Below are 22,161 nucleotides of genomic sequence, written 5' to 3'. Positions count from 1 at the left end.
TCGGAAACTTCTAAGTATTTTTTTGTTACATAGAGTAGCTTTAACAGGCGGATTTTGAGTAGGCTAATTGTATAGATGAGATCTGAATAGCATTTTTTCTGTTTCCCTTTCACCCGGCATTGCCTTAGTCATCGATTCGCTTTTTCCATAATTTTTTTTTCATTGTCCTTATTGTTATGAATTTATTTGTTGCCCGGCTAAGCTGGGATACTGACGAAGACACTTTGCAGAACACCTTCAGTGCTTACGGCGAAGTTGAGTCAGTTAAGATTATCCTTGACCGGGAGACCGGTCGTTCCCGTGGTTTTGGTTTCGTTGAGATGCCAAACGACGAAGAAGCCAAAGCTGCAATCGAAGCTTTGGATCAATCAGACCTCGACGGTCGTACTATTGTTGTCAAAGAAAACGATCGCCAAGGTGGCGGTGGTGGACGTGGCGGTTTTAGCGGCGGCGGTGGCGGCGGCTATGGCGGCGGCGGCGGCGGTGGTTACCGTGGCGGCGGCGGCGGTGGCGGCGGCTATCGTGGCGGTGGCGGCGGCGGCTATGGCGGCGGCGGCGGCGGCGGTGGTTACCGTGGCGGCGGCGGCGGCGGCGGTTACCGTGGCGGCGGCGGCGGTGGCTACGATCGTGGCGGCGGCGGCGGCGGTTATGACCGTGGTGGTCGTGGCGGCGGCGGCGGCGGCGGTTATGACCGTGGTGGTCGTGGCGGCGGCGGTGGCGGCGGCTTCGACCGTGGTGGTCGTGGCGGTGGCTTCGACGGCGGCGGCGGCGGTGGCGGTGGTCGTTATGACCGTGGCAATCGTGGCGGCGGTTTCGACCGTAACGACGACGAGCGCGGCGGCAACGACCGTTGGTAGTCTGACCTGCCTTCATTTCAGGTTCCTTAATGGAATACCTGAACCGATATTACTACAAAACTACCTCACAGCAGGTAGCTTAGGAAACGAGAACAGCACTCACAGGCCCTGGCCCGTGGGTGCTTTTTTTGTTCTATCTTCGTTCTAAGAGCATATCTTTTTTTTGCTCTAACTCGAATTTAAAAGTAGTGTTACATCATGCATTTATCTATCCTACGGACTTTGCTGTCCGCACTAGCTGTATTCGGCTACCTTGGCCTGTCCGCTCAACTCATCACCACGAACCCGGCAGCCCCCACCGATGACCAATCGGTTACCATTACCTTCGACGCAACTCAGGGAACTGCCGGACTGGCCAATTGTGGTTGCGACGTATACCTGCATACGGGCGTAATAACCAATAACAGTAGCGGCTCCAGCGACTGGAAGTATGTGCAGACCGAATGGGGTGTGGCAAACGCTGCCTGGAAATTAACCCCGGTTAGTGGACAGATCAACAAATTCACTTACACTTTCGGGCCTACTGTGCGGGGTTACTTCGGCGTACCTACGGCCGAAGAAATTCAGAAAATTGCCTTTGTTTTCCGAAATGCTGACGGGAGTAAGGAAGGGAAAGGAACCGGAGGCTCTGATATCTTCGTTGACGTAAGTGCCGGAGGAAACGCACTCGGCCTTACGGTAGTCGGTGATCCAGGCCAGGCAGACTGGGCGCTGGGACGACCACTTCCCATCTTAGCGGGAGCTACCCGGGAAGCCGACCTCAGTATCCTCGACAATGGAACCCAGGTGGCCTCCGGTATGGGCGTCCAGCTGGCCCACGATTTAGTTTTCACCACCAGCGGCCCACACAAGATCATGATCATTGCTTCCACCGACGATGGTATGGAAGTACGGGACTCTTTTGAAATCGACGCCCGCCTGGTCTCTGCCTTTACTACTCCAACAATGGAAATTGTTAACGCTACCCAGGGTGCCAGCGTGCGAATGGCGGGCACTTCTTATATAACGGCGGAGCTAAGCCTTTCAGACGGAACCAATGAAGTGTTCAGCGGGACCGCAGCAAACTTCGACGAGCAAATAACGCTTCCGGCCGGAGCGCTTACCACCTATACCCTAACCGCCACTTACGAAGGAGCAACTACTACTGACCGGGTGACCTTTCTTACCGGTCCACCCGAAGTGGCAGAGCCCCCCGCGGGCTTCCGCCCCGGAGCAAATGATATGGAGAATGGCGACGTACTCCTACAACTGCGTGCTCCAGGTAAAACCGATGTCTTTGTCTTAGGAAATTTCAGTGATTGGTCCGTATCGGGGGCAAGCAGGATGAAGAAGTCCTCGGACGGGGAAACCTTCTGGCTTACCATCCCCGCCGCCGAAATCGAAGGTGATTTGCTGTACCAGTACCTAATTGATGGTAATATTCTCCAGCCTGATCCCTATTCAACCTTAATCCTTGACCCAAACAACGATCGGTTCATCAGCGCGACGACCTTTGCAGGGATCCCCCCCTACCCCACCACTGCTACTACTGGTCTTGTTTCCTGGCACCGGCGCGCCGTCGCCCCCTATAACTGGCAAACTACCGATTATGAGCGCCCGGACCCCAACAAAATGGTCGTCTACGAATTACTCCTTCGTGACTTCCTGGCGGACCACAGCTTCAAGTCTTTGACTGATACCCTCGATTACCTGGAGCGCCTCGGTGTTAATGCCATCGAGTTGATGCCGGTAAGCGAATTCGAAAACAATAACAGCTGGGGCTACAACGTGAGCTTCCACATGGCGCTGGACAAGTATTACGGCAGCCCGGAAGACCTGAAGGCCTTCGTAGATGAGGCACACTCACGGGGGATGGCCGTCATTCTCGACGTAGTGTACAACCACGCATTCGGTCAGTCTTCCCTGGCTCGTATGTGGTGGGACGAGGCCAACTTCCGGCCAACTTTCGACAACCCCTACCTCAACCCCATTGCACGGCACCCCTTTAACGTCGGCTATGATTTCAACCACGAAAGCGCGCTGACCAAAGAATACGTAAAAGTGACCACCGGTTACTGGTTGGAAGAATTCCGAATCGATGGTTTCCGCTTTGACCTGAGTAAAGGATTTACACAGTTGTTCTCCGGAAGTGACGTCGGGTTCTGGAACCGGTATGATGCCACCCGGGTGGCAATTATTAAGGACTATGCCGACCACATATGGAGCGTAGAAGACGGTGCCTATATGATCATGGAGCACCTGGCCGAAAGCCGGGAAGAGAAGGAACTGGCTGAATATGGACAGGGGATGTATTTCTGGTCCGGCTTTAACCCACACAACGCCTATCTGGAGGCCTCTATGGGGTATCCCGCTAATATCCGGGAAGTGCTGGCCAATAATCGTGGATTCGACACCCCAAACCTCGTGGCCTATATGGAAAGCCACGATGAAGAGCGGATGCAATACAAGAATGAGCAGTTCGGCAATAGTTCGGGTACATATGACGTCAAGAACGAAAATACCGGTCTCGACCGGATAAAGCTGTCCAGTGCCTTCTTCTACACCGTTCCTGGCCCTAAAATGCTCTGGCAATTCGGAGAATTAGGTTATGATTTCCCAATCAACTACTGTCCGGGCGGAGGAACAAATGAAAACTGCCGGGTGGATCCTAAACCAATACGCTGGGATTACCGGAACGATTACGACCGGGCCGAAGTCTACAACGTGATCGCCGATCTGATGTACCTCCGCAATAACTATGACTTTTTCCATGGAGAAGTTACGAAGGAGCAACTCGGCACCACTAGTAAGATTCTGCACCTGCGTGGAGATGATGGAGAGGCCGTTATCGTCGGTAATTTCGGCGTTACTGCTGCGGCCATCAACGGTGTATTCCCTAGAACGGGAACATGGCACGATTACTTTGCTCAGGAGTCGACCAATGTTACGAACATTAACGCGAGCTTTTCTTTAAATCCCGGAGAGTTTCGGGTTTTCCTTTCTACCCCAATTGCGCCGATGGCTGGTCAACTGCCAACCTCCCTTAATGACCGGGAAGTTGCCCGCCTCCAGTTGAACGTCAGCCCGAACCCCAGCGCGGGAGATTTGAACGTCAGCTTTCAGCTGACCACTGCTTCCGACGTAACGGTTGATCTCATGGACGCTACCGGTCGTATGGTAAAACGGATGTACCGGGGCTATCTGGGTAGCGGTGCACAACAACTGCCCCTAACGATAAGCGGCCAACCGGCCGGTTTGTACTTCCTTAAAATCAACGATGGTATTGGCACCGGTGTGCGGGCGGTAGTGTTGCGGTAAGTATGATCTTACGGTAAAGGTTCCGGTTCTTTGGCGAAATAAACCTCAACTAACCGCCCGACGGACTTTCTCGTTTTTGCCACTGCGTCGCAAACGAGAAAGTGTCCGTCGGGCGGGTGGGCCGGTCGTCCGACAAATCCTTTTCTCCTGGTGAAGCCGGACAAAATTTGTACGGCGACTATTGAAACGCCTCCGCCGCACCCCCGGGCACTCCCTCCTACATGTAAGTAAATGTTAACATCCGGAAGGCAACCATAGATAACCCTCCGATTTCCGTTAAAACCAGCTTAAACCCCGCTTTAAGGTGCATCCCTTTGGCATAGTCTCCGGACCTTAATGGTATAATTTAAAACCTATACCATGAAATATCTGTACGCTTTTTTTGCCCTCGCTCTGTTACTTACAACGGGCTGTAGCATCCAGGATCGTGTTGAACGTCGGGAAGACCGGCTGCTCGGTACCTGGATCATTGAAAAAGCTTCCTTCAACGAAGACGGTGCACTGTTCAACGACAATGTAACGAACGAATTTGCCGGAGACCGAATCACCTTTCTGCCCAACGGACGACTTGAATACCTGACGGGAGACGGCCGTTTCTTCGTCGGCACCTGGTTCATCGACGCCTTACGTGACCTGGACGACGACCTGGAGTTTACCATAGATGCCGACTTCTTTGACGGCGCAGGTTTCCTTGCCTTCCGCTGGATAGGCACCATTAACCGCCTGACGAAGAACAACTTTAATATTAATGTTTCTGAGGTTGATGGAACGCTGCGGCTTAAATGGGACAAGTTGTAGTGGGTAGTAGATAGTCGGTTGGGCTGCCGCACGGCGCTGCTCACTACGTTCGTTGAATTCTCGATTCTCGATTAAGGAGTCTCGATTGGCGATTGGGCTGCCGCACGGCGCTGCTCACTATCGCCTGTAAAAACTCTGTGCATCGTCTGTGCTCTCCTCTGTGGGAACAACTTGTGAGGCCGTTTCTTAATGCCTAAATGCCCTTAATGGTTCCCTTTCCCTTAGTGTAGAACTTAGTGTTCTTAGTGCCTTAGTGGTAAATAAGCTCTACCCTTCCACCATGTTACGCATCGCCCGACGAACCAGCAACACCAACCAAACCGTGATCACCAGGTCGATCCCAACTGCTCCGTAGTAAATGCCTGACAGGCCGAAGAATTGTGGTAGGATCAACATTACCGGAACAAAGAAGACCAGTTGCCGGGCAATGCCCACGTAGCTGGCGTATTTCGGCCGATTCACTGCTGGCAACCACGTGAGGGCATTGAACACCAGCGGAAAAATCGGCAGCATGAACATGTATAGGTGGAAGAAAAGAAAATCCTGGTCGGTAAAAGTGAAGTCAGGTAACACCAGCCGCAGGCAAAGTTCAGGAAAGAGGTTAAGGATGATCCAAAACGGGAATACCAGGTAAAAGCCCGTACGAACAAACAACCAATAGCTTTCTTTTGCCCGGTCTAGTTGTCCGGCGCCAAAGTTGACACCAGCAATGGGCTGTAAGGCACGCATGAATCCAAACAGTGGGGTCATCATGAACAACATGATTCGGCTAACTGCGGCAAAGAAAGCCAGGTCCCGTTCGCCATCCGGGCTAACACCAACAATGGCATTGAAGACGACAATGGCCTGAACCAGGCCCATCAACCCGATGATGAAGCCAGGGAACCCAAGCTTCATTATCTGCTTAAACACCCGGCTATCGTAGGCCAGCGAAGTCACATCACTGCCAAAAGAAGCTTTTCCTCGCTTAAAATATCTGACCTCAACAATACAGTAAACCAACATGCCAACATTAGAAGCCCATGCTGCTCCGGCGATTCCCATTTCCCCGTATTTGATCAGGATTGGCGTCAGTATCAGGTTCAGCCCGAGGCCGTAGGCCATCATTCTGGCAGCCACCCGCATTTTCCCCTCTCCCCTGATGATGAAGTTCAGGCTCAGGCCGTACGTCCACAACGGTGCCGCCCACAGGGTAGCTCGGAAGTAGGTGACGCCGTAATCCAGCACTTCGCCGGAGCCACCCATCCAACCGATCATCTCCGGCGCAAATACGTAACTGGGGATGGCAAAAAAACCACAGGCCAACAGCACCATCAGGTTAGCATTGGGTAGGATCTTGCTTTGTGTATCCAGGTCCTCTTCTCCGATGGCAATGCTGAGTAAGTTTGCCGCGCCAGTCCCCGTCAGGTTGGCCAGCGTCATCGTTACACCAACCAGCGGGTAGGCCAGGGCGATTCCCGCCAACGCTGCCTCGTTCATCAGTTGCCCGACGAAGACCGTATCCATGAAAGCGTTCAGACCATAAAGCATCATTGCCGCAATCGCTGGCAACGCCAGCGACCACATCACTTTGGATAAGGGGCCGTTAAGGAGGAAAGGACGCTGAGCGGTGGACATTTTGAAAGAGGTAATGGAAAAAAGGAGCAGGGAATATACTTTGGCTGCCGCTCGCCTTTAGGGCGCAAAAGTACGCCTTATCTTTCCGGGAAAAACACGATGGGTTCAGATTATGGTTTCACAAAAATTTGGGTAGGGAAGGGTAAGACAGCGGCTGCCCGGAACCAATTAATCTCCTTCTTCGATAACCAATGTCGTATGCACGATATGGCGCCCGTTGAACGGGAAGACGAGGGTGCACACTTTACTTTTTTGATGGCAGATGCCGATACCGGGTGGTTACATTTCGATTCCCTAGGCCACTACGCGAGCTGGGATAGAAGCCGAAATGAAAATTTATTGACGGCCGCCCTTTCCAGACTTTTCCCCATCATTCGCTACTACTGCTCAGATGATGCCGCCTACACTATTGAGCGATGGAAAGATGGAAAAGTCCTAAGCAAGTACAGAAGCGCTGCTGAAGGCCCTAATCTGTATGACCACCCGGAGAAAGCCAAAGAATGGGACCCGCTGTTTGCTGGTTGGAAGGACTTGCTCTCAGCAGGAATAAATGAGAAAGAGTTCCTCAAGAGCCTACCGAAGCTTCGCCATAAAGACACTCCCGGCCCTCCAGTTTATCAGACCTATAATCACTTCCCCACAACGTTTGCCCGCCTTTTTGGCTGGGAGAAAGAACTAAATGGTACCTGTATTGCCTTTAACCCTGAAGGCATGCCAGGTCGAGGTTACCTTTCTAAAGTCATAGCAGGTGATTACACGGATACTTTCGAAGATAACGGAGGTAAAGTTATCATCCACGCCCGACACTACGCCCACCCCAACCCAGGAAAGAATTATTACCCGACCTGGGATGAGGATATGGATAAATGGTGAATAAGCCCAAACCCGAACCTATGTCCACTAGTAAAGCAACCCTCCTTCCCCACTTCCCAGTTTATAACTGGGGCGAAAGTTGCTCTACCCTGCCCCTAATCGATGTGGTGGGCCTGAACCTGAAGGTAGAAACCATGCCCCCCGGCACCAGCGGACAGCCCCACTACCAAGAGCAGGCCCGACAATACTTTCATATTCAGGAGGGCATGGCTCATTTCCTTTTACCCGAAGGTTTGGTAAAAGTGTTTCCCGGAGAGACATTGCTGATTCCAGCCGGCCTCCCCCGCTGCATTTCTAATCAGGAACCTGAGCTACTAGGATTTTTAGTCTTATCCTTGCCCTCCACGGCCAATGACCGGATCATTGTGCCCGAAATACCCACGCAACTATGAGTCATTCTTTTACCGATGTAATCATTCGTCAGCTGACAGCCGAGCACTTCCTGCTTACGATTACCGAGGTTAAACCGCTGGCTGGTGAGGTGGACCTCAACTTCCGCCTCACGGCGGAAGATGGGGAACAGTACACTTTGAAGATTAGTCGGCCAGGAAAAGACCAGAAGGCAGTAGATTTTGAACGGGCCATGATGATGCACCTGGGGAGCAAAGTGCTTTCCTGCGCCTGGGAAGCCGCCGAGGATGGCGAACCAGAAACGGATGGTTACGCCCATCCCCGTTTTCTCCTCAAAGTCCCCATGCCCGTCGGAGACATCAAAAAACTGGAGGATGGCCGATTGGTCAGGTTACAAACCTGGGTAGAAGGGAAGCCCCTCGGAGAGATCAACCCGATCTCCGTTCAGCTACGCCATGATTGGGGAATGGTTGCTGGCACGTTAACCGAAGCCCTGGCTGACTTCGATCATCCCGATGCCCCCGACAACTACAAATGGAACCCAAGCCAGACCCTGGAATCCAGGCCGCTGGCCCGGTATTTCACCCCCGAACAAGGGGAGATCGCCAATTACTTCTGGGACCTTTTTGAACGTAAAACCCTCCCCCATTTATCTACTCTTCCCACCAGCATCAACTTTAACGACGCCCACGAACAGAACCTGTTGGTGAACGACCAGGGGCATTTTTGTGGCATCATCGATTTTGGAGACGCCATGCGGACGCAAACCATCAACGAATTGGCCATTGCCTGTGCCTATGCCGGAATGGGCGTCGCGGATCCGCTGCAGGCCATGAGCGAAGTCGCAAAAGGTTACCACTCGAAACAACCGAAAGTCTCTGCGGACCACCTGTTCAACCTCATCGCGGGCCGCCTGCTCATCACGGTAGCCACTGCTGCGGACAACGCCCGTCTGGAACCCGAAAATGCTTACCTGCAAGTAAGTGCGGCACCTGCCTGGGAGGTACTGGAAAGGCTCCGGGTCATTCCGCCACACCTGATCAACCTGGTGCTAAGGGAGGCGATGCGGCAACCAGAAGACGATGATCCACACCAGGCATTCAAAACCTGGTTGGACCAGGCGTCTCCTTTTCCGGTCGTTCAACTGACGGGGCGCTCCGTTATCCCCATGGATTTCTCGGTAGGCAGCCTTGACCTCGGGCATTACCTAAACTATGAAAGCCCCGGCCGTTTCAGCCGTCATGTTGCCCGTCATCTGGAGGATCATAAAGCGGACTTTGGTATTGGCGGCTACGGCGAAACCCGGCCGGTATACACGACCGACGACTTTGCAGAAGAAGGGAATTCGGGGCCACGTTGGCGGACGGTCCACCTGGGGCTCGACGTTTGGGGAGCCGCAGGCACGCCCATTTATGCGCCTTTCGATGCAACCATTCATAGCCTTGGCATCGACCCAACAAAGCATGGCTACGGTAATGTGATCATCCTGGAGCACCGGGAAAACGAGCAAACTTTCTTCACGCTCTACGGCCATTTATCGGCGGATTCATTACTGCATTTTCAGGCGGGGACGCAGGTGCAAAAAGGAGACGAAATAGCCAGGTTCGGCGTGCCGGCCGATAACGGTGGCTGGCCGCCACACCTCCACTTCCAGGTAATGATGGATATGCTGGATTACGTCGGAGACTTCCCCGGAGTCGCTTATCCGGGAGAGGCGAAAGTCTGGCTCAGGCTATGCCCCGATCCCCAGCCGTTCCTCGGGCAGTATAAGTCAGCAGGGTCAACATCCGCTATTTCAGATTATTCCGACCAGCAAAACGGAAAGCTATCTGAAAAAGCCTCTCCCCCGTGGGGAGATTTTGGAGAGGAGGTTCTCCAAGCCCGCAAAAAATCCCTCGGCTACTCCCTCTCCGTGTCCTACAAGCAGCCCCTCCACATCGTACGCGGTGTCCGGCAATATTTGCTGGATACGACTGGTCGGCGGTACCTCGACACGGTCAACAACGTCGCTCATGTAGGCCACGAGCACCCGAAAGTAGTCGAGGCCATTCAGCGGCAGGCGGCGGTACTGAACACCAATGCGCGGTACCTGCACGAGAACCTGGTCCGCTTCGCCGAAAAATTGACGGCAACGATGCCGCCGGAGCTCTCCGTCGTCCACTTCGTCAACTCCGGTAGCGAAGCGAACGAGTTGGCCATGCGGATGTGCGAAGCCTGGTCGGGCACCCAAAACATGCTGGCCGTAGAGGTCGGCTACCACGGTAATACCAGTCGGACGATTGACGTGAGTAGCTACAAATTTGACGGTAAAGGTGGAAAAGGTGCGCCACCCCGCACCCGGCTGCTACCCTTGCCAGACGTCTTCCGGGGCATCCACCGGGACCCCGCTACGGCGGGTAAAACCTATAGTGCCTACGCCGGGAAGGTCATCCGGAAGTGGGAAGCCGCCGGAGATAAGATCGGTGGTTTCATTGGGGAGAGCATCCTCAGTTGCGGCGGGCAGATCGTTTTGCCGGAAGGTTACCTGGAGGAAGTTTATCGCCACGTCCGGGCGGCTGGCGGACTTTGCATTGCCGACGAGGTGCAGGTCGGCGTTGGCCGGGTGGGTAGTCATTTCTGGGGGTTTGAACTCCAGGGCGTAGTGCCCGACATCGTTACCATCGGCAAGCCGCTGGGCAACGGGCACCCGCTGGGTGCCGTGGTCTGTACGCCGGAGGTAGCCCGGGCCTTTGCCAACGGTATGGAGTACTTCAACACCTTTGGCGGCAACGCCGTCAGCTGTGCCGCAGGCATGGCCGTACTCGACGCCGTGAAAGAAGAAGGACTCCAACAACACGCGCTGGAAACGGGCAACTACCTCAAAACATTGCTGCGTCAGCTCCAGGCAGACCATCCCATTATCGGCGACGTCCGGGGAGAAGGGCTGTTCCTGGGCTTCGAGCTGGTTAAACCTTCCCCTGCACCTGCGGCCGCGCCTGATCATGGCCTGCTGCCTGCAACTCAACAAGCCAGCTACCTCAAAAACCGGATGCGTGAACTCGGCTTCCTGATGAGCACCGACGGGCCCGACGAGAACGTCATCAAGATCAAGCCGCCAATGTGTTTTGATCGGAAAAATGCTGACCTACTGGTGAATTATCTGGATCAGGTGTTGGAAGAGGACCAGTGCCAGTTATGATCTCCGCATAATGTATAAGAAGCATACCGAATCGCCCATTTTGCGCTCCTCAAGAAAGATAAAACCCAACCGCTCGTAGAAGCGATGTGCCCGGGTATTCGTCGCAAGCGGATCGATTAGAATTTGTTCAACCGCCGCGTCCGAAAAACAGGCGTCAATGGCCCAACGCATCATCTGAGTACCGTAGCCTTTCCCCAGGTAAATTTCCGGCCCTATCCAAACATCAATCGCACGCTGGTTTGGGCCAACACCCCCCCAATAATGACTCTCTTCCTCCAGCGGATCTATGATTTGTAGAAAGCCCAGTGGCGTGCCCGACAATTCAACCATAACCTGTTCCCGCCAAGAAACAGTGCGGGGCAGTTCTATTTCCCATTCCCAATCGTCATCGGGGTCGGAGGCGATTACGTGCGGGAGCGTATCCCAGTGCTCTAGCACTGGGAGATCGGAAGGGGCTGCCCTGCGAAAAGTCAAGTCGCTAGTTGTTTGGGGTAGTTTTAGATTCATGGCTGGAAACATTGCGACAAAAATATATTGCCCCGAGACAACTGTCCATCAACAATGACTTTGTCAGCTGGAAACATTTGCGTGTGTCTTGCTTGAAATAAAAACGCCGCCCATATAAGCATATGAGCGGCGCATTCGACGATAAATCGGCAGTAAAAACTAATCGGATCACTCCTTGACCACCCTGACCACCAACAACTCTCCTTCCCGGGTCTGACCCCGAACTACATAGGTGCCTGCGGGCAACCCGCTAAGGTCTACTTCATGCACGATACTAGTTGCACTGCTATTCAATTCGCGAAGGTATTTCCCTGCAATACTGAATACCTGTAAGCTTTGGAAAGCGACGGCCGTTTCCATTTCGATCGTTATCGGTCCGCTTGTCGGATTCGGGTAAACGTTGCTGGAAAGTAAGGGCAATGCATCCGTACTGACGGGCACGCCAGGGCCACATTGCTTCAAGTAGTAGGTGGCCGACATGGTACAACCATTGGAGCAAACTACTTCAAAAGTGATGGGGCCGTCCCGCCATGGCTCTAGCTTCAGTGTTGTTCCGGCAGGCCCCGTGAGGAGAACACCGTCATCGTACCAGTTATAAGTACAAGTTTCGCCTGCCGGTGGGTTCAGTACAATGCCCTGCAGCACGATGGTGTCTCTCTTGCACCGGAAACAGGGGCCAGCAAGCAGCACCTCCATTGGCGGATCAAGGGTTACTACTGGTGATTTCACGGTCTGAGTACAACAGCTTGCCGAAATCTCGACGTAGAAATTGCCTGCTAAAGTTTCCCCAGCCGCAGGTACATAGCTGAAGGTGCGCGGCCCGGCAGATGCGTTTTCGGTATGAATCATATTACCATCCTTATACCAGACCAGTTTAAAGAAGCAGGGGTCACCAGCTGCGTAGCCAGGCGTCCAGTCTACTGTCATATCCACCTGTACGGGATCACATACCGGGCCGTGCGTAGCCGAAAAGCTGGTGATGGCAATTGGGTCGATAATGTCCAGGAAATAGTCGACCGTATCGACCGGACAAACACCATTCTGCTCTGTGATGCGGTACCAGTGGTCCTGGTAAAGGCGGTTGGTCCAGAAAATCGGATTTTGATTTCCGTTAGTCGTGATGTCGCCAAAAGCAACACCATCCAGGCTCTGCTGCCAGGTCCATCGGTCATCGGGCTCCTGGCAATTGCGAAAATATTCGAGGGCAGCATCTTCGCCGTAACACAGTGGGTTGGTGTCTGGGGCGAGGAGCTTGATGACACCGGTTGGGGCATCGTTGTTATCCAGGCGGACGGTGGCGGTGACCGTTCGGGTTCCGCAAATAGAGGTGATCTCTGCCCGGTAAGTGAAGGTTTCCTGGCACTGACTTGACCCAGCTGTCATTGAAATTGCCGGTGGTTGATAGGTAAGTCCGGTGGCACCGTTCACCTGTCCTCTGGGACCGAACCATTGTATGGTGTAGGCACAGTTGTCAGGGTTGGCAAGGTTCAAGCTCAGTAGTGCAGGGACTATGGGAGTACCAGCATAGCAGAATTGCTGGTCCGGGATCGATCCGTCTACCGGGGAGCAAAGCTTAACCAGGGCAGTATCTGTCCTCAGCTGGCGGCAGGGCCCGGCGCCCGGGCCCATATCGACTTCGGCGTAGACACAAACATCGCCAGTGTGGTATTGGGGGGCTAATTCCAGTGGGCGGCAGGTTTGGCTGACCTGAATCAGTGTCATCGGCGCTCCCGGTACACAGGGCGCATCTGAGATGTAGTAGCGGACCTGCCGAACGTCAAACAGGTTGTTACAGCCAATCAGGTTAATGGAAACAGTGCCCGATTCCCGGCATTGCTCCTGGTTGTCAATGGATATTTCCTTACAGCAAGGAACGGTAATATTTACCGGGAGGCCACACTGGTGTGAGGTACCATCAGGACAGACACAAGTCAGGTTAACCTGCAGTTGAACGGAAGTGGGAATGGGGGCCGTGGCAAGGTCAATCAGGCCGGTCACGGTGTAATTTGGTCCGGGGCCGGTCACCACCACATTCGAGATTACTCCGCCGTTGACCGGGTTGGTTACCGCAATCTGGCAATTTCCGGGTCCTGCTCCTCCCAGATCGTTGACGGAAAGCGAAAAGGCATATTGGTTATCAACGTCAGTACACGTCATTTCACCGTTACCTGCTTCTCCGCATTCACAATTAACGACTACCTGAAAGGAGCAGGTTTCTGTATTTCCGGCCATGTCCGTAGCCGTGTAAGTAACGGTGGTGCGGCCGCAGGAGAAAAAGTCTCCACTGACGTGGGTCGAATCAATTCGCGCCATCGGGCAGTTGTCACTGAAAGTAGCAGCGGGCCAGGTAACGTTAGCCCCACCATCGCAGATTGGTACGGTAACGGCAGGAGGGGCCTGGCAGCTAACCGTTGGCTTCTCCCGGTCTTCGACCGTGATGGTGAACTGGCAGCGAACGAGCTGTCCTTTGTTGTCCTCTGCCACGCAATCAACCGTGGTAACTCCTTTGGGAAAAGACGTGAAAGGACCGGTGCCATTAACCTGGCCAGAAAAGGTGCAGAAGGGGCGGATGTTGGGCGTACAATCGTCCGTTATGTCAATCACCGGAGTATAAGTGGCGAAGCATTCGCCAAGGTCAGTGGGGATTACTACGTTGGTGCAGTTGAACACCGGCGGGTCATCCACCACCGTTACCGCTTTCTGTACGGTTTGCGTGCAGCCCGTAGCGTCGGTTACCGTGAGGCAAACCTGATAAGTACCCGAACCGGGAAAGGAAATACTGGTACTGGGGACATTCCCAAAGCCATCGGCTATACCGTCACAGTTAAGGTCCCATTGGTAGGTAAATGGGGCCGTTCCCGTCACATTGCTGGTAAAGAAGCCTTCGCAGCATTCCGTTTCGAAGGTAAAATCTGCTGTACAGGGTATCATTGCAGCGCACTGGGTAGCGCAAACAAAAGGCAAAGGCAGGGTAAGTGGCATTAAGAATTGATCCGGACCATTAATTTTAGTCCGAAAACGAAGGCCGAAAGAAATAGGATTTACGGTATACCCTAAGTGGGGAGAAGAGGCATCTTCAACACACTCGGGAACAAAATCCAGGCTGAAATTACCGATAAACATATCTCGACTGGGGGTAGAAGCGCTTGGATTAACCCGGGAATCCGCATAAAATATCCGATTTCGATTCGGGGTGACGGAAAGGTGAGGGTCGCCAAAATCCTGGGCCGAAGCTGGCAAATGATGGACGTACTCCAAGGAGATCCCCTGGCCTGGCGCGTAATCTATTTTATGTAAGTAGTTGAATTTTTGTGGGTTATTCTTGAGGTCGCCCACCACAAAGAGCGGGTATTCACCACCATTGGTTCCGGGGTTGCCCAGGCCTACTTCCCGAAATTGCCGGATGTCGCTAAATATCATTCCAGCCACCGGCTGGTAGTTAGCAGGTTCAACGATCAAGACTATGCCCTCGTGTGACTGAAAGCGCTCACCAACGAGCGCAATTTCTCCGTTGGGCAACTCTACCCCATCGTAAAAGTCAATAAAATCGGGATAATAGAGGGGCAATGTAGGTACTCCCGTGAGGCCGTCAACCACAATGACAACTCCTTCATTGGCTACGGAACCATTGCCCAGAATCAGTATTTCACCAGAACTCAGCGGCACCAAACCACGTGTCCCTTCAATCTCGATGGCGGAACCGTTCAAAAAGGGCCCCATAAACTCATGCTCCCATTTTTCAACAAGGCTGATGTTGAGGTTAAGTAGAATAGGCTCATCAAAACTTGAGGGATTATTCGTCCCCGGATTCTTACCGCCCAAAACATAGTAAGGGAAAGATGGGTCAGGTGCTGAAGGATGGCGGACAATAGTCGTGAGTTCCTCACGCCCAACGAAATTAAACTCCCTGAGTCGCTGTCCGATCCCGGCGTCATCCACCAGAACCGCCAAAGAAGCGTTATCAAATGAGGAGGAAAAGGGCAAGGTTTTGCCCACCACAATGAATAGGTCCCGTATTGGATCCCACTCGAAATCAGCAAACGAACTGGCGCGGTCCAGCCGGAAGTGCCATATCAGGCTACCAGTATTAGGGTCAAACTTACTGAAGGTGCCATACGTCTGGCCCATGTCCGTCGTCTCTCCCGCAACATAAACACCATCGCCAAAGGCTTTAATTTTATGTGGCCGTTGATCCAAAGAATCTCCATAGAGCTTGGCCCACTCAACCGCCGGCTGAGGATTTTGTGCAACTGCCGGCTGCGCAGTCATTAGCAAACAAAACAGGAATAGGAATTTATAGATGGTTTTCATAATAATTGCTTTAGTGTTAGAGGAGTTAGGTCTGATTAAAAGTCGCATGGGATGACGGTACTTTCCGTAATACCCTCGCAGCCGGTGACCGGGTCGGTTACCTCCACTCGGATGGTGGAGCCCGCAACGGGTGGCGTGAAGGTGAGCGTGCAGGTTGTTTCGGCGGGTTGGAATACCCCGTCGATGTACCAGGCGAAAACCATTGGTCCGGAGGGCTGGCAGGTCGAATAAGAATCACAGGCAGACAGCGTGACCGGGTCGCCCAGGCGGGCGCAATCGTTCGGCGTGAGGGGGCAGCTGAGTACTGCCACTGTTTCACACACTTCCAGGCAGTGCTTATTGCCAACCGTAGTTTGGCAACCATTCGAGGCTTCCAGCCAGTAGCAACCCGCTTCGGTCACCGTTTGGCTGGGGCCCGTGCCAAATGGCAGACCGTTGTGCAGCCACTGGTAGGTGACGCCAACCTGTGGGGTACTGACCATCAAAGTGGTCGGTAAGTCTTCTTTACACTCCCGGGTCGAGCCGGTAATGGTACCAGCTAAGGGTGCCGACATCAGGCCAACCTCAATCAGGTTGCTGTAGCAGGGTAAACAACCACTCGGGTTACTTAGCGGCGCACATTCGATGCGGTAGAAAATACGTGCAGCACCAGCTGGCCACAGGTGACTGGGCAGAATATTCGTGTTCTGTATTGTATTGGAAAACCCAAGGTTTACCCAGGTAATCTGGTCAAAACTGTACTGCCATTGCGGAATACATTTATCGAATGGGTTGGCCGGGTCGATGCCGATGATGGCATCATCTCCGGGGCAAATTTCATACGTCGGGTGCGGAGTAGTGCTCACCAGGGTCAGGTTCTGGGGCGAGCCCAAAGGCATTGCGTCAATCAGGCCACATTCCGGCTCCGGATCAATGCGTATGCAGGATTTGGCCGTGCCTGATTTACCGTTGCAGTTGGTTACCACCGCAGTAAAGCAGAGGTCTAATGGGGCGCTCAACGCAGGTGCAGTGTAAGTATAGGAGAAAGCAGTGTTCTGGTTTTGCGCTGGCAATGGACTGGTGCCATTCTCATCCGTTACGGACCAGGTAACCGTCGTATTCGGCCCGGGGGTCGTCACCCAGGCATCGGGAGAAATCAGGGAAATATTCAGGTTGACGGTTTCGCCTTCACACAAGGGATCTGGTGGTGCGATAACCACGTTGAAGGGGCTGACCGGGCAACAGATTCTCAAATCGTAGGTAGTACTCAAATAAGTACAGCTTCGGCCAGTCGAAGCCTCCGTCACTGTTGCCACGGCCCTGAATTTACGGTCGGCAAAGCCCGTCGGGCTAGGCCCGCAGTTAGCCGTCAGCACGCCCGGAAGAATGGGAAATTGAAAGTCGGTGAATGGTGGGCTATTTAGCGACAGCCAGCTCACCCCACCATCATCGCTGTATTCCCAGACGACGCTAACATTACTGAAAGGTCCGGGAACATTACCGTTAAGATCAAGGGTGAAATGAACGGGATCTCCACTACAAATGGTCGTCAGCGGAGCCGTTTGGTAGGGATAATCCCGGATAGTAAGGTTTAAGCCATGAAGAGCCGGGAAGATCAGCGGAGCGTTGAGGCGGACCAGGTTACTGGTCACCCCGTTGCCCACGAAGTTAGCCGCTTGCCCGTCATTTCCGTTTCCGGATTGATCGGGGATGGTCGTAAACGGAATATTGTTGCCACCACCGACGCCTTGCTCAAAATCCCAATGGGCCAACAGGCCCGTCTCCGTTCCCGCCAGTGGGCAGAAACGTTCCGCGCAAGCAGTTATCGGTGGGTTGAGCGTCCAGATTCTTACTTCGTCTATTTCCCCTAGCCAATGGCGGGGTGTATTTATACCATTGGTATTAAGAAATTCCGCCAAGGAAAGATGGTCGACACCAAATGGAATTGCCTGGCTAATCGTATGAACGGGGATACAGTCCAGGTAAATGGTAAAGTCTCCATTGTCATAGTCCACCCGAAGGTGGTGCCATTGTCTTAGCACAATTGGCGCTACCGCAGCAGGTGGTAATGGCACACCGACGCCAAAATACTCACCTATGTACAGCTGGTTATTACAGGAGCCGATTTCGAGGTTGAACTGATTGCCCGAAAGGCGCATCAGGGTACGCATACCATCCGGGCAAGGACCTGGAGATGGCGCGTTATCGATGGAACGAAACCAAAGCTCCGTAGTGAAGTTGGTTGGCGAACTGCCCAAAGGGCTGGCGAGGAGACTAAGCGTGACGTCGTCATCGCTCCCATCAAAGTTGAGGCTATTCGTTTGTCCGTAGGTCCGGCCCACAGCCAATAACAAAAGCAGGGCGAGGGTGAGAAATAGTTTTTCTGATATTCTTTTCATAGTAAGGGTTTCTTGTCCCCCTCCTATTGCTGACGATTTAAAAACCTTACCTCCCGGCTAAAAAAAATGTTTTCCTGGCAGCACCCTGCTCTTATTATCCCTCCTTTGCACCTGCGGCCGCGCCAGATCATACCCCTTCCGACACAGACCTGGTTTAGAGTCAGGCACCTAAACGAACGGCGGCTCCTCCAGTGGAGAAGCCGCCGTATAAAGTCATTATCGGGGGTAATCTTAGAACTGGTACCAGCGTACGCTTTTCCCATGAATCACGTAAATCCGGTCATGCTTTGCGTCCAGCGTAAACTGGGAGTTATCATAAAAGAGGAGGTCGCGCATCACCTCTTCTCCGGTGCTCTTATCGACCACAAACAGGTAAGGCAGGCCGGTGTATACGCTGTTCCGATTGACCGTACCGAGGATGGCGTAAACGCTGCCAGGTGCCTTGGGGTAATTAGCCGCCTTAAAACCCGGCTTGGTGGCTGCAACGTAAAAGGGGTAGTCTGCTTTCACGTATCCGGGGAAGTCCGTCAGCGCTTCCTCTTCAGAACCACCGCCGAGAATTTTTCCAAGTACTTTGGCCGTTTTAGCGCCTTTTCGTTTGATGGCATTGTAATGATAGATCGTTCCTTTCTCGATACTACCGTCCACTACGGTAGCATGAAACATGCTCAGGCCATCCTGGGCATAGGCGAGAATACGGCCGTCGACGACCTCCAATTCTGCGATGCCAGAACTGATGTTGTACCCGCCCACGGTAGCCGTGGACTTGGTCTTCACGTCGTAGGTCTTCAGCGAGTAGTTGTACACTTCCTTGCGGAAGCTGGAGCCCGTTTCATTGAAAATGGCCATGACGATGCGGCTATTAGCTTCATCGAAGGCGATTTGGGCAAAGGTCATTTTTTCGCCGTTGACTTCAATGCTGTTGGAGCCCCAAACCTTGATCTCTTCTCCGGCAAAATCAAAGGTAGCCTTTGGCTCGTAGCCCGTCCAGCCCGGACGGTCAAGCTTCTCCGCCTTCTTCATTTGTTCCTCCCCGGAGGCCGGGTCGATCTTCATCTTCTTATTCTTGAAGTAGACCATCATACCGCCATCTTCCATTTCAAAAGATTTGATGCCGTTCTCCTTGAAATCCTTTTTCCAGCGGCCGTCCTCGCTACCGTCAAAATCGTAAATGTTCATTCCGTCGGAGTGAATCACGGCCATGCCGCCATCGTAAGGCAGTACCTGACGGATATTTCCGTCCATTTTAAGGGGCTTTTTATAGACTGGCTTACCGTTGATAATGTCCAGTAACTGGAATTCCTTATTATAATCAGATAGTGACAGACCACCCGGAGGGTAAAGCAGGAGAAGGTGTTTACCCTCATTAACCATCTGGGCTTCTTTGACCTTTTCGTCGTAAGTCCAATCAAGTTTGCCTTTGGCAATATTGATCCGGTAGAGGTTCTGCTTATCGTAGTACAGGATGCTTTCCGCGTCGAGTACATCGGGGTCCCGTCCAGCTTCAGCGGTGGCGTTACCACCGAGGCTGAGCCCCGGCTTCCCGTTGAGGTCGATGGCGAAGCGGCGGGTGCCGTCGGTGACCGAAAAGCCGTAGAGGCGGGTACCGGCTTTAATGCTGACTTCAATAAGCGAAAGGTCCTGATCCGCCATCAGATGGCTACTCCGAAAGAGTTTGGCCTCTTCCGTCTCATCGATCAGCTTTTTGCCGCTACGAACGTCGACTAAAACGCCATTAATAAACACAAAGGGGACATCGAGAACATCAACAACATCGATGGCCTCATCGTAGTCCTCGCTTAGTTTCTGGGAGATGCCGGAAATCCCTTTTCGGTCGACGGACCAAAGGGAGTCACCCGTCATCCGGTCAAGGCCGACGTAGCTGTACTGCTGTACAATGATGGGGGTTTGGGTATCGTCCTCCACCATTACTTGTAGCGGCAATCCACTCAGAATAATGGAATCGACGAATTGCTCTGCCTGGGCATTCAGGCACGCCGAAGAGAGCAATACGAGGGCGAAGAAGAAATGTTTCATAGTTTGAAATTTATCTGTGGGTGTGTTAAAAGGATTTAGTATTCGTCACCAATATAATGTAAAGATAGTCAAATTATATCAATTTGATTACACTATTGAATAAATACACCTGTACTGGTTACATTTTTTCCAGACCGTGCGTACCGAATCTGGCGGTTTTAGTTACCCGAACAAGTCCATCCGGTTATTTAACCTCAAGTATTCCCTATTTTGACCCACAAATAATTCACTTTACCCCCGATTATGGTTCTCTCCTCAGATTCCCGATTAAAATAGCCTCCAGACAAGTCGTTATTTCTCAAATCCGTATCATTGTCATTCTATGGCTCCACACGCTGATCATACGCTTATACTAGCCCTCCGGGAGGGAGATTTTTCTGTACTCAATGGGGTGTATGCTGACAATGCATCGACCATTACCAGCTGGATCACTAAAAATAGTGGCAGCCTGGCTGATGCACAGGATGTGTTTCAGGAGGGAATAATTGCCTTGCACCAAAAGGCAAATGACCCGGATTTTGTCCTTACCTGTCCGATAGGAGCTCTACTCTTCCGGATCTGCCAGAACAAGTGGTTGTACACACTGCGTAAAAAAAAGCGGTCGGTGGAGGTAAGGGACGCATTACCAACGGCATATAGTAGCGAAGGCAACGTACACGATTTGCTGGAAGCCGTAGAAGAAGAAGGCATCCGGCAGAGAAAGATGAAAGCTGCCTTTGCAGAGTTAAGTGAATTATGTCAGCGGTTGTTACGATTGCTGGCGAAGGGTTTACCGGCGGCAACCATTGCTGCCGAATTGGGTATGGCCGAGGCCAACACGGTATACCGGAGGCGGCATGCCTGCGGGAGCCGTTGGCGGAAGCTTTATGAAGGTCTGTAGTTCAATAGTTAGCGTCCATTGGTTGAAAACGATTGTGGGCCACTGAACTGGCGACTGTGAACTAAAAGGTGATATAAGTGATGCATGAAAAAAATGATATTCTGATCAGCCGCTACCTCGCGGGTGATCTTGGGCCGCCGGAGTTGGTGGCCTTTGAGGCACGGCTGGCCGCCGAGCCGGAGCTGGCAGCCGAGCTGCAGCAACGGAAAAAAGAACTTTCCTTTTTGCGAACTGAAGCGACCCTACCTGATCTGGAAGCACAAATGGCTGCACTGGCTTCGCAGCACTTTCAGTCCGTCACGGAACAGGATACAGGTCAGGAGGCGCGGACGCCGGTGCAAGGAAAAGTAAAAGAGGAGCAAAGTAAGAAGGAAGTTAAAACAGCCAAAATCCGTACGCTGGGTTGGAAACAATGGCTCCCTGCCGCAGGCATTGCGGCCGCAGTTGCGCTCGTCTTGCTGCTCTGGAATCCTTTTTCCACTGCTGAGCCTTACCGGCAATTTGCGCTGCATGCGCCACTTAACCTTACCGAAAAAAGCGACGTCGCTATCGGGGCCGCTACCGCCGCCCAGCGGGCCTTCAATGCAGGGGACTACGCTGAAGCACACACCCAGCTCATCCTTTACCTCCAGCAAAACCCCGACGACAATGAAGCACGACTGGCCTTCGGCATCGCTGCCCTGGAAACCGATCGGGATGCCGAGGCCAGGGCCATCTTTACCGCGCTGGCCAACGGCAGCACCGCCTTCAAAGACGATGGACAGTTTTACCTCGCCCTGGCTTATTTTAAAGCCGGTGATGCCCGGGCCAAAACCGAGTTAGAAAAAATTTCTGTAAATAATTCCGATTTTGGGGTAAGGGTTGAGGAGATGCTGCAATTGGTCGAGTAGTCGCTTCGCTCCTGTTGCAGAGGTCGCTTCGCTCCCGTTGCAGAGGTCGCTTCGCTCCCGTTGCAATGGTTGCAGTTGTTGCAGCTCGTCTAACAAAAGTAACCTGCAACACCTGCAACAGGAGCGTAGCGACTCTGCAACACCTGCAACAGGAGCGAAGCGACTCTGCAACACCTGCAACAGGAGC

At 53.0% G+C, this 22,161-nt stretch carries 13 protein-coding genes; 8 read left to right on the top strand and 5 right to left on the bottom strand.

What is annotated here, in order from left to right; all coding sequences use genetic code 11:
- The first annotated feature begins 176 nt into the window (after positions 1 to 176).
- The 3 genes from B036_RS34010 (at position 177) to B036_RS0123980 (ending at position 4,952) form a co-directional block, all read left to right on the top strand.
- Entirely contained in the window at positions 177 to 857 is a 681-nt protein-coding gene (locus B036_RS34010) for an RNA recognition motif domain-containing protein (protein WP_020571287.1), read from the top strand.
- Between the two features lie 198 nt (positions 858 to 1,055).
- Positions 1,056 to 4,154: a DUF4961 domain-containing protein gene (locus B036_RS30835; protein WP_020571286.1), complete on the top strand. Its 3,099-nt coding sequence runs from the start codon at positions 1,056 to 1,058 to the stop codon at positions 4,152 to 4,154.
- Between the two features lie 360 nt (positions 4,155 to 4,514).
- Positions 4,515 to 4,952 carry a hypothetical protein gene (locus tag B036_RS0123980; protein ID WP_020571285.1) on the top strand — a complete coding sequence of 146 codons (438 nt, stop codon included), beginning with the start codon at positions 4,515 to 4,517 and terminating at the stop codon, positions 4,950 to 4,952.
- A 267-nt stretch (positions 4,953 to 5,219) separates the two neighbouring features.
- Here B036_RS0123980 and B036_RS0123975 read toward each other — a convergent pair whose 3' ends face one another.
- Positions 5,220 to 6,569, bottom strand: a complete 1,350-nt coding sequence (locus B036_RS0123975) for an MATE family efflux transporter (RefSeq protein WP_020571284.1) — start codon at positions 6,567 to 6,569, stop codon at positions 5,220 to 5,222.
- Positions 6,570 to 6,767: 198 nt separating this feature from the next.
- Between B036_RS0123975 and B036_RS0123970 the strand changes: the two genes are divergently transcribed.
- The 3 genes from B036_RS0123970 to B036_RS0123960 are packed head-to-tail and all read left to right on the top strand — an operon-like array spanning position 6,768 to position 10,971.
- Positions 6,768 to 7,442, top strand: a complete 675-nt coding sequence (locus B036_RS0123970; protein ID WP_157472367.1) for a hypothetical protein — start codon at positions 6,768 to 6,770, stop codon at positions 7,440 to 7,442.
- A 20-nt stretch (positions 7,443 to 7,462) separates the two neighbouring features.
- Complete coding sequence (locus tag B036_RS30830) at positions 7,463 to 7,834, top strand: cupin domain-containing protein (protein ID WP_052333998.1); 372 nt, start codon at positions 7,463 to 7,465, stop codon at positions 7,832 to 7,834.
- Positions 7,831 to 10,971, top strand: a complete 3,141-nt coding sequence (locus B036_RS0123960; RefSeq protein ID WP_020571281.1) for an aminotransferase class III-fold pyridoxal phosphate-dependent enzyme — start codon at positions 7,831 to 7,833, stop codon at positions 10,969 to 10,971. The genes B036_RS30830 and B036_RS0123960 overlap by 4 nt, the downstream gene beginning before the upstream one ends.
- On the opposite strand, the gene B036_RS0123955 is transcribed toward B036_RS0123960, so the two are convergent.
- From B036_RS0123955 to B036_RS0123940, 4 genes are all read right to left on the bottom strand, one after another.
- Positions 10,966 to 11,478, bottom strand: coding sequence for a GNAT family N-acetyltransferase (locus B036_RS0123955; protein ID WP_044103747.1), 513 nt, complete (start codon positions 11,476 to 11,478; stop codon positions 10,966 to 10,968). The two genes, B036_RS0123960 and B036_RS0123955, sit on opposite strands and share 6 nt — an antisense overlap.
- A gap of 168 nt (positions 11,479 to 11,646) precedes the next feature.
- Entirely contained in the window at positions 11,647 to 15,789 is a 4,143-nt protein-coding gene (locus tag B036_RS0123950) for an HYR domain-containing protein (RefSeq protein ID WP_020571279.1), read from the bottom strand.
- 35 nt (positions 15,790 to 15,824) lie between these two features.
- Entirely contained in the window at positions 15,825 to 18,167 is a 2,343-nt protein-coding gene (locus tag B036_RS0123945; RefSeq protein ID WP_020571278.1) for a LamG domain-containing protein, read from the bottom strand.
- A gap of 231 nt (positions 18,168 to 18,398) precedes the next feature.
- The gene (locus B036_RS0123940) at positions 18,399 to 20,204 is read right to left on the bottom strand and encodes a PQQ-binding-like beta-propeller repeat protein (RefSeq protein WP_020571277.1); all 1,806 of its coding nucleotides are present in this window, start codon (positions 20,202 to 20,204) and stop codon (positions 18,399 to 18,401) included.
- A 322-nt stretch (positions 20,205 to 20,526) separates the two neighbouring features.
- Between B036_RS0123940 and B036_RS0123935 the strand changes: the two genes are divergently transcribed.
- Complete coding sequence (locus tag B036_RS0123935; protein ID WP_020571276.1) at positions 20,527 to 21,084, top strand: RNA polymerase sigma factor; 558 nt, start codon at positions 20,527 to 20,529, stop codon at positions 21,082 to 21,084.
- An 80-nt stretch (positions 21,085 to 21,164) separates the two neighbouring features.
- Positions 21,165 to 21,974: a hypothetical protein gene (locus tag B036_RS0123930; protein ID WP_020571275.1), complete on the top strand. Its 810-nt coding sequence runs from the start codon at positions 21,165 to 21,167 to the stop codon at positions 21,972 to 21,974.
- Positions 21,975 to 22,161: the final 187 nt, after the last annotated feature.

Origin of the sequence: Neolewinella persica DSM 23188 (genome assembly GCF_000373105.1) — a bacterium.
GTDB lineage: Bacteria > Bacteroidota > Bacteroidia > Chitinophagales > Saprospiraceae > Neolewinella > Neolewinella persica.
This window is presented reverse-complemented; position numbering and strand designations above follow the sequence as displayed.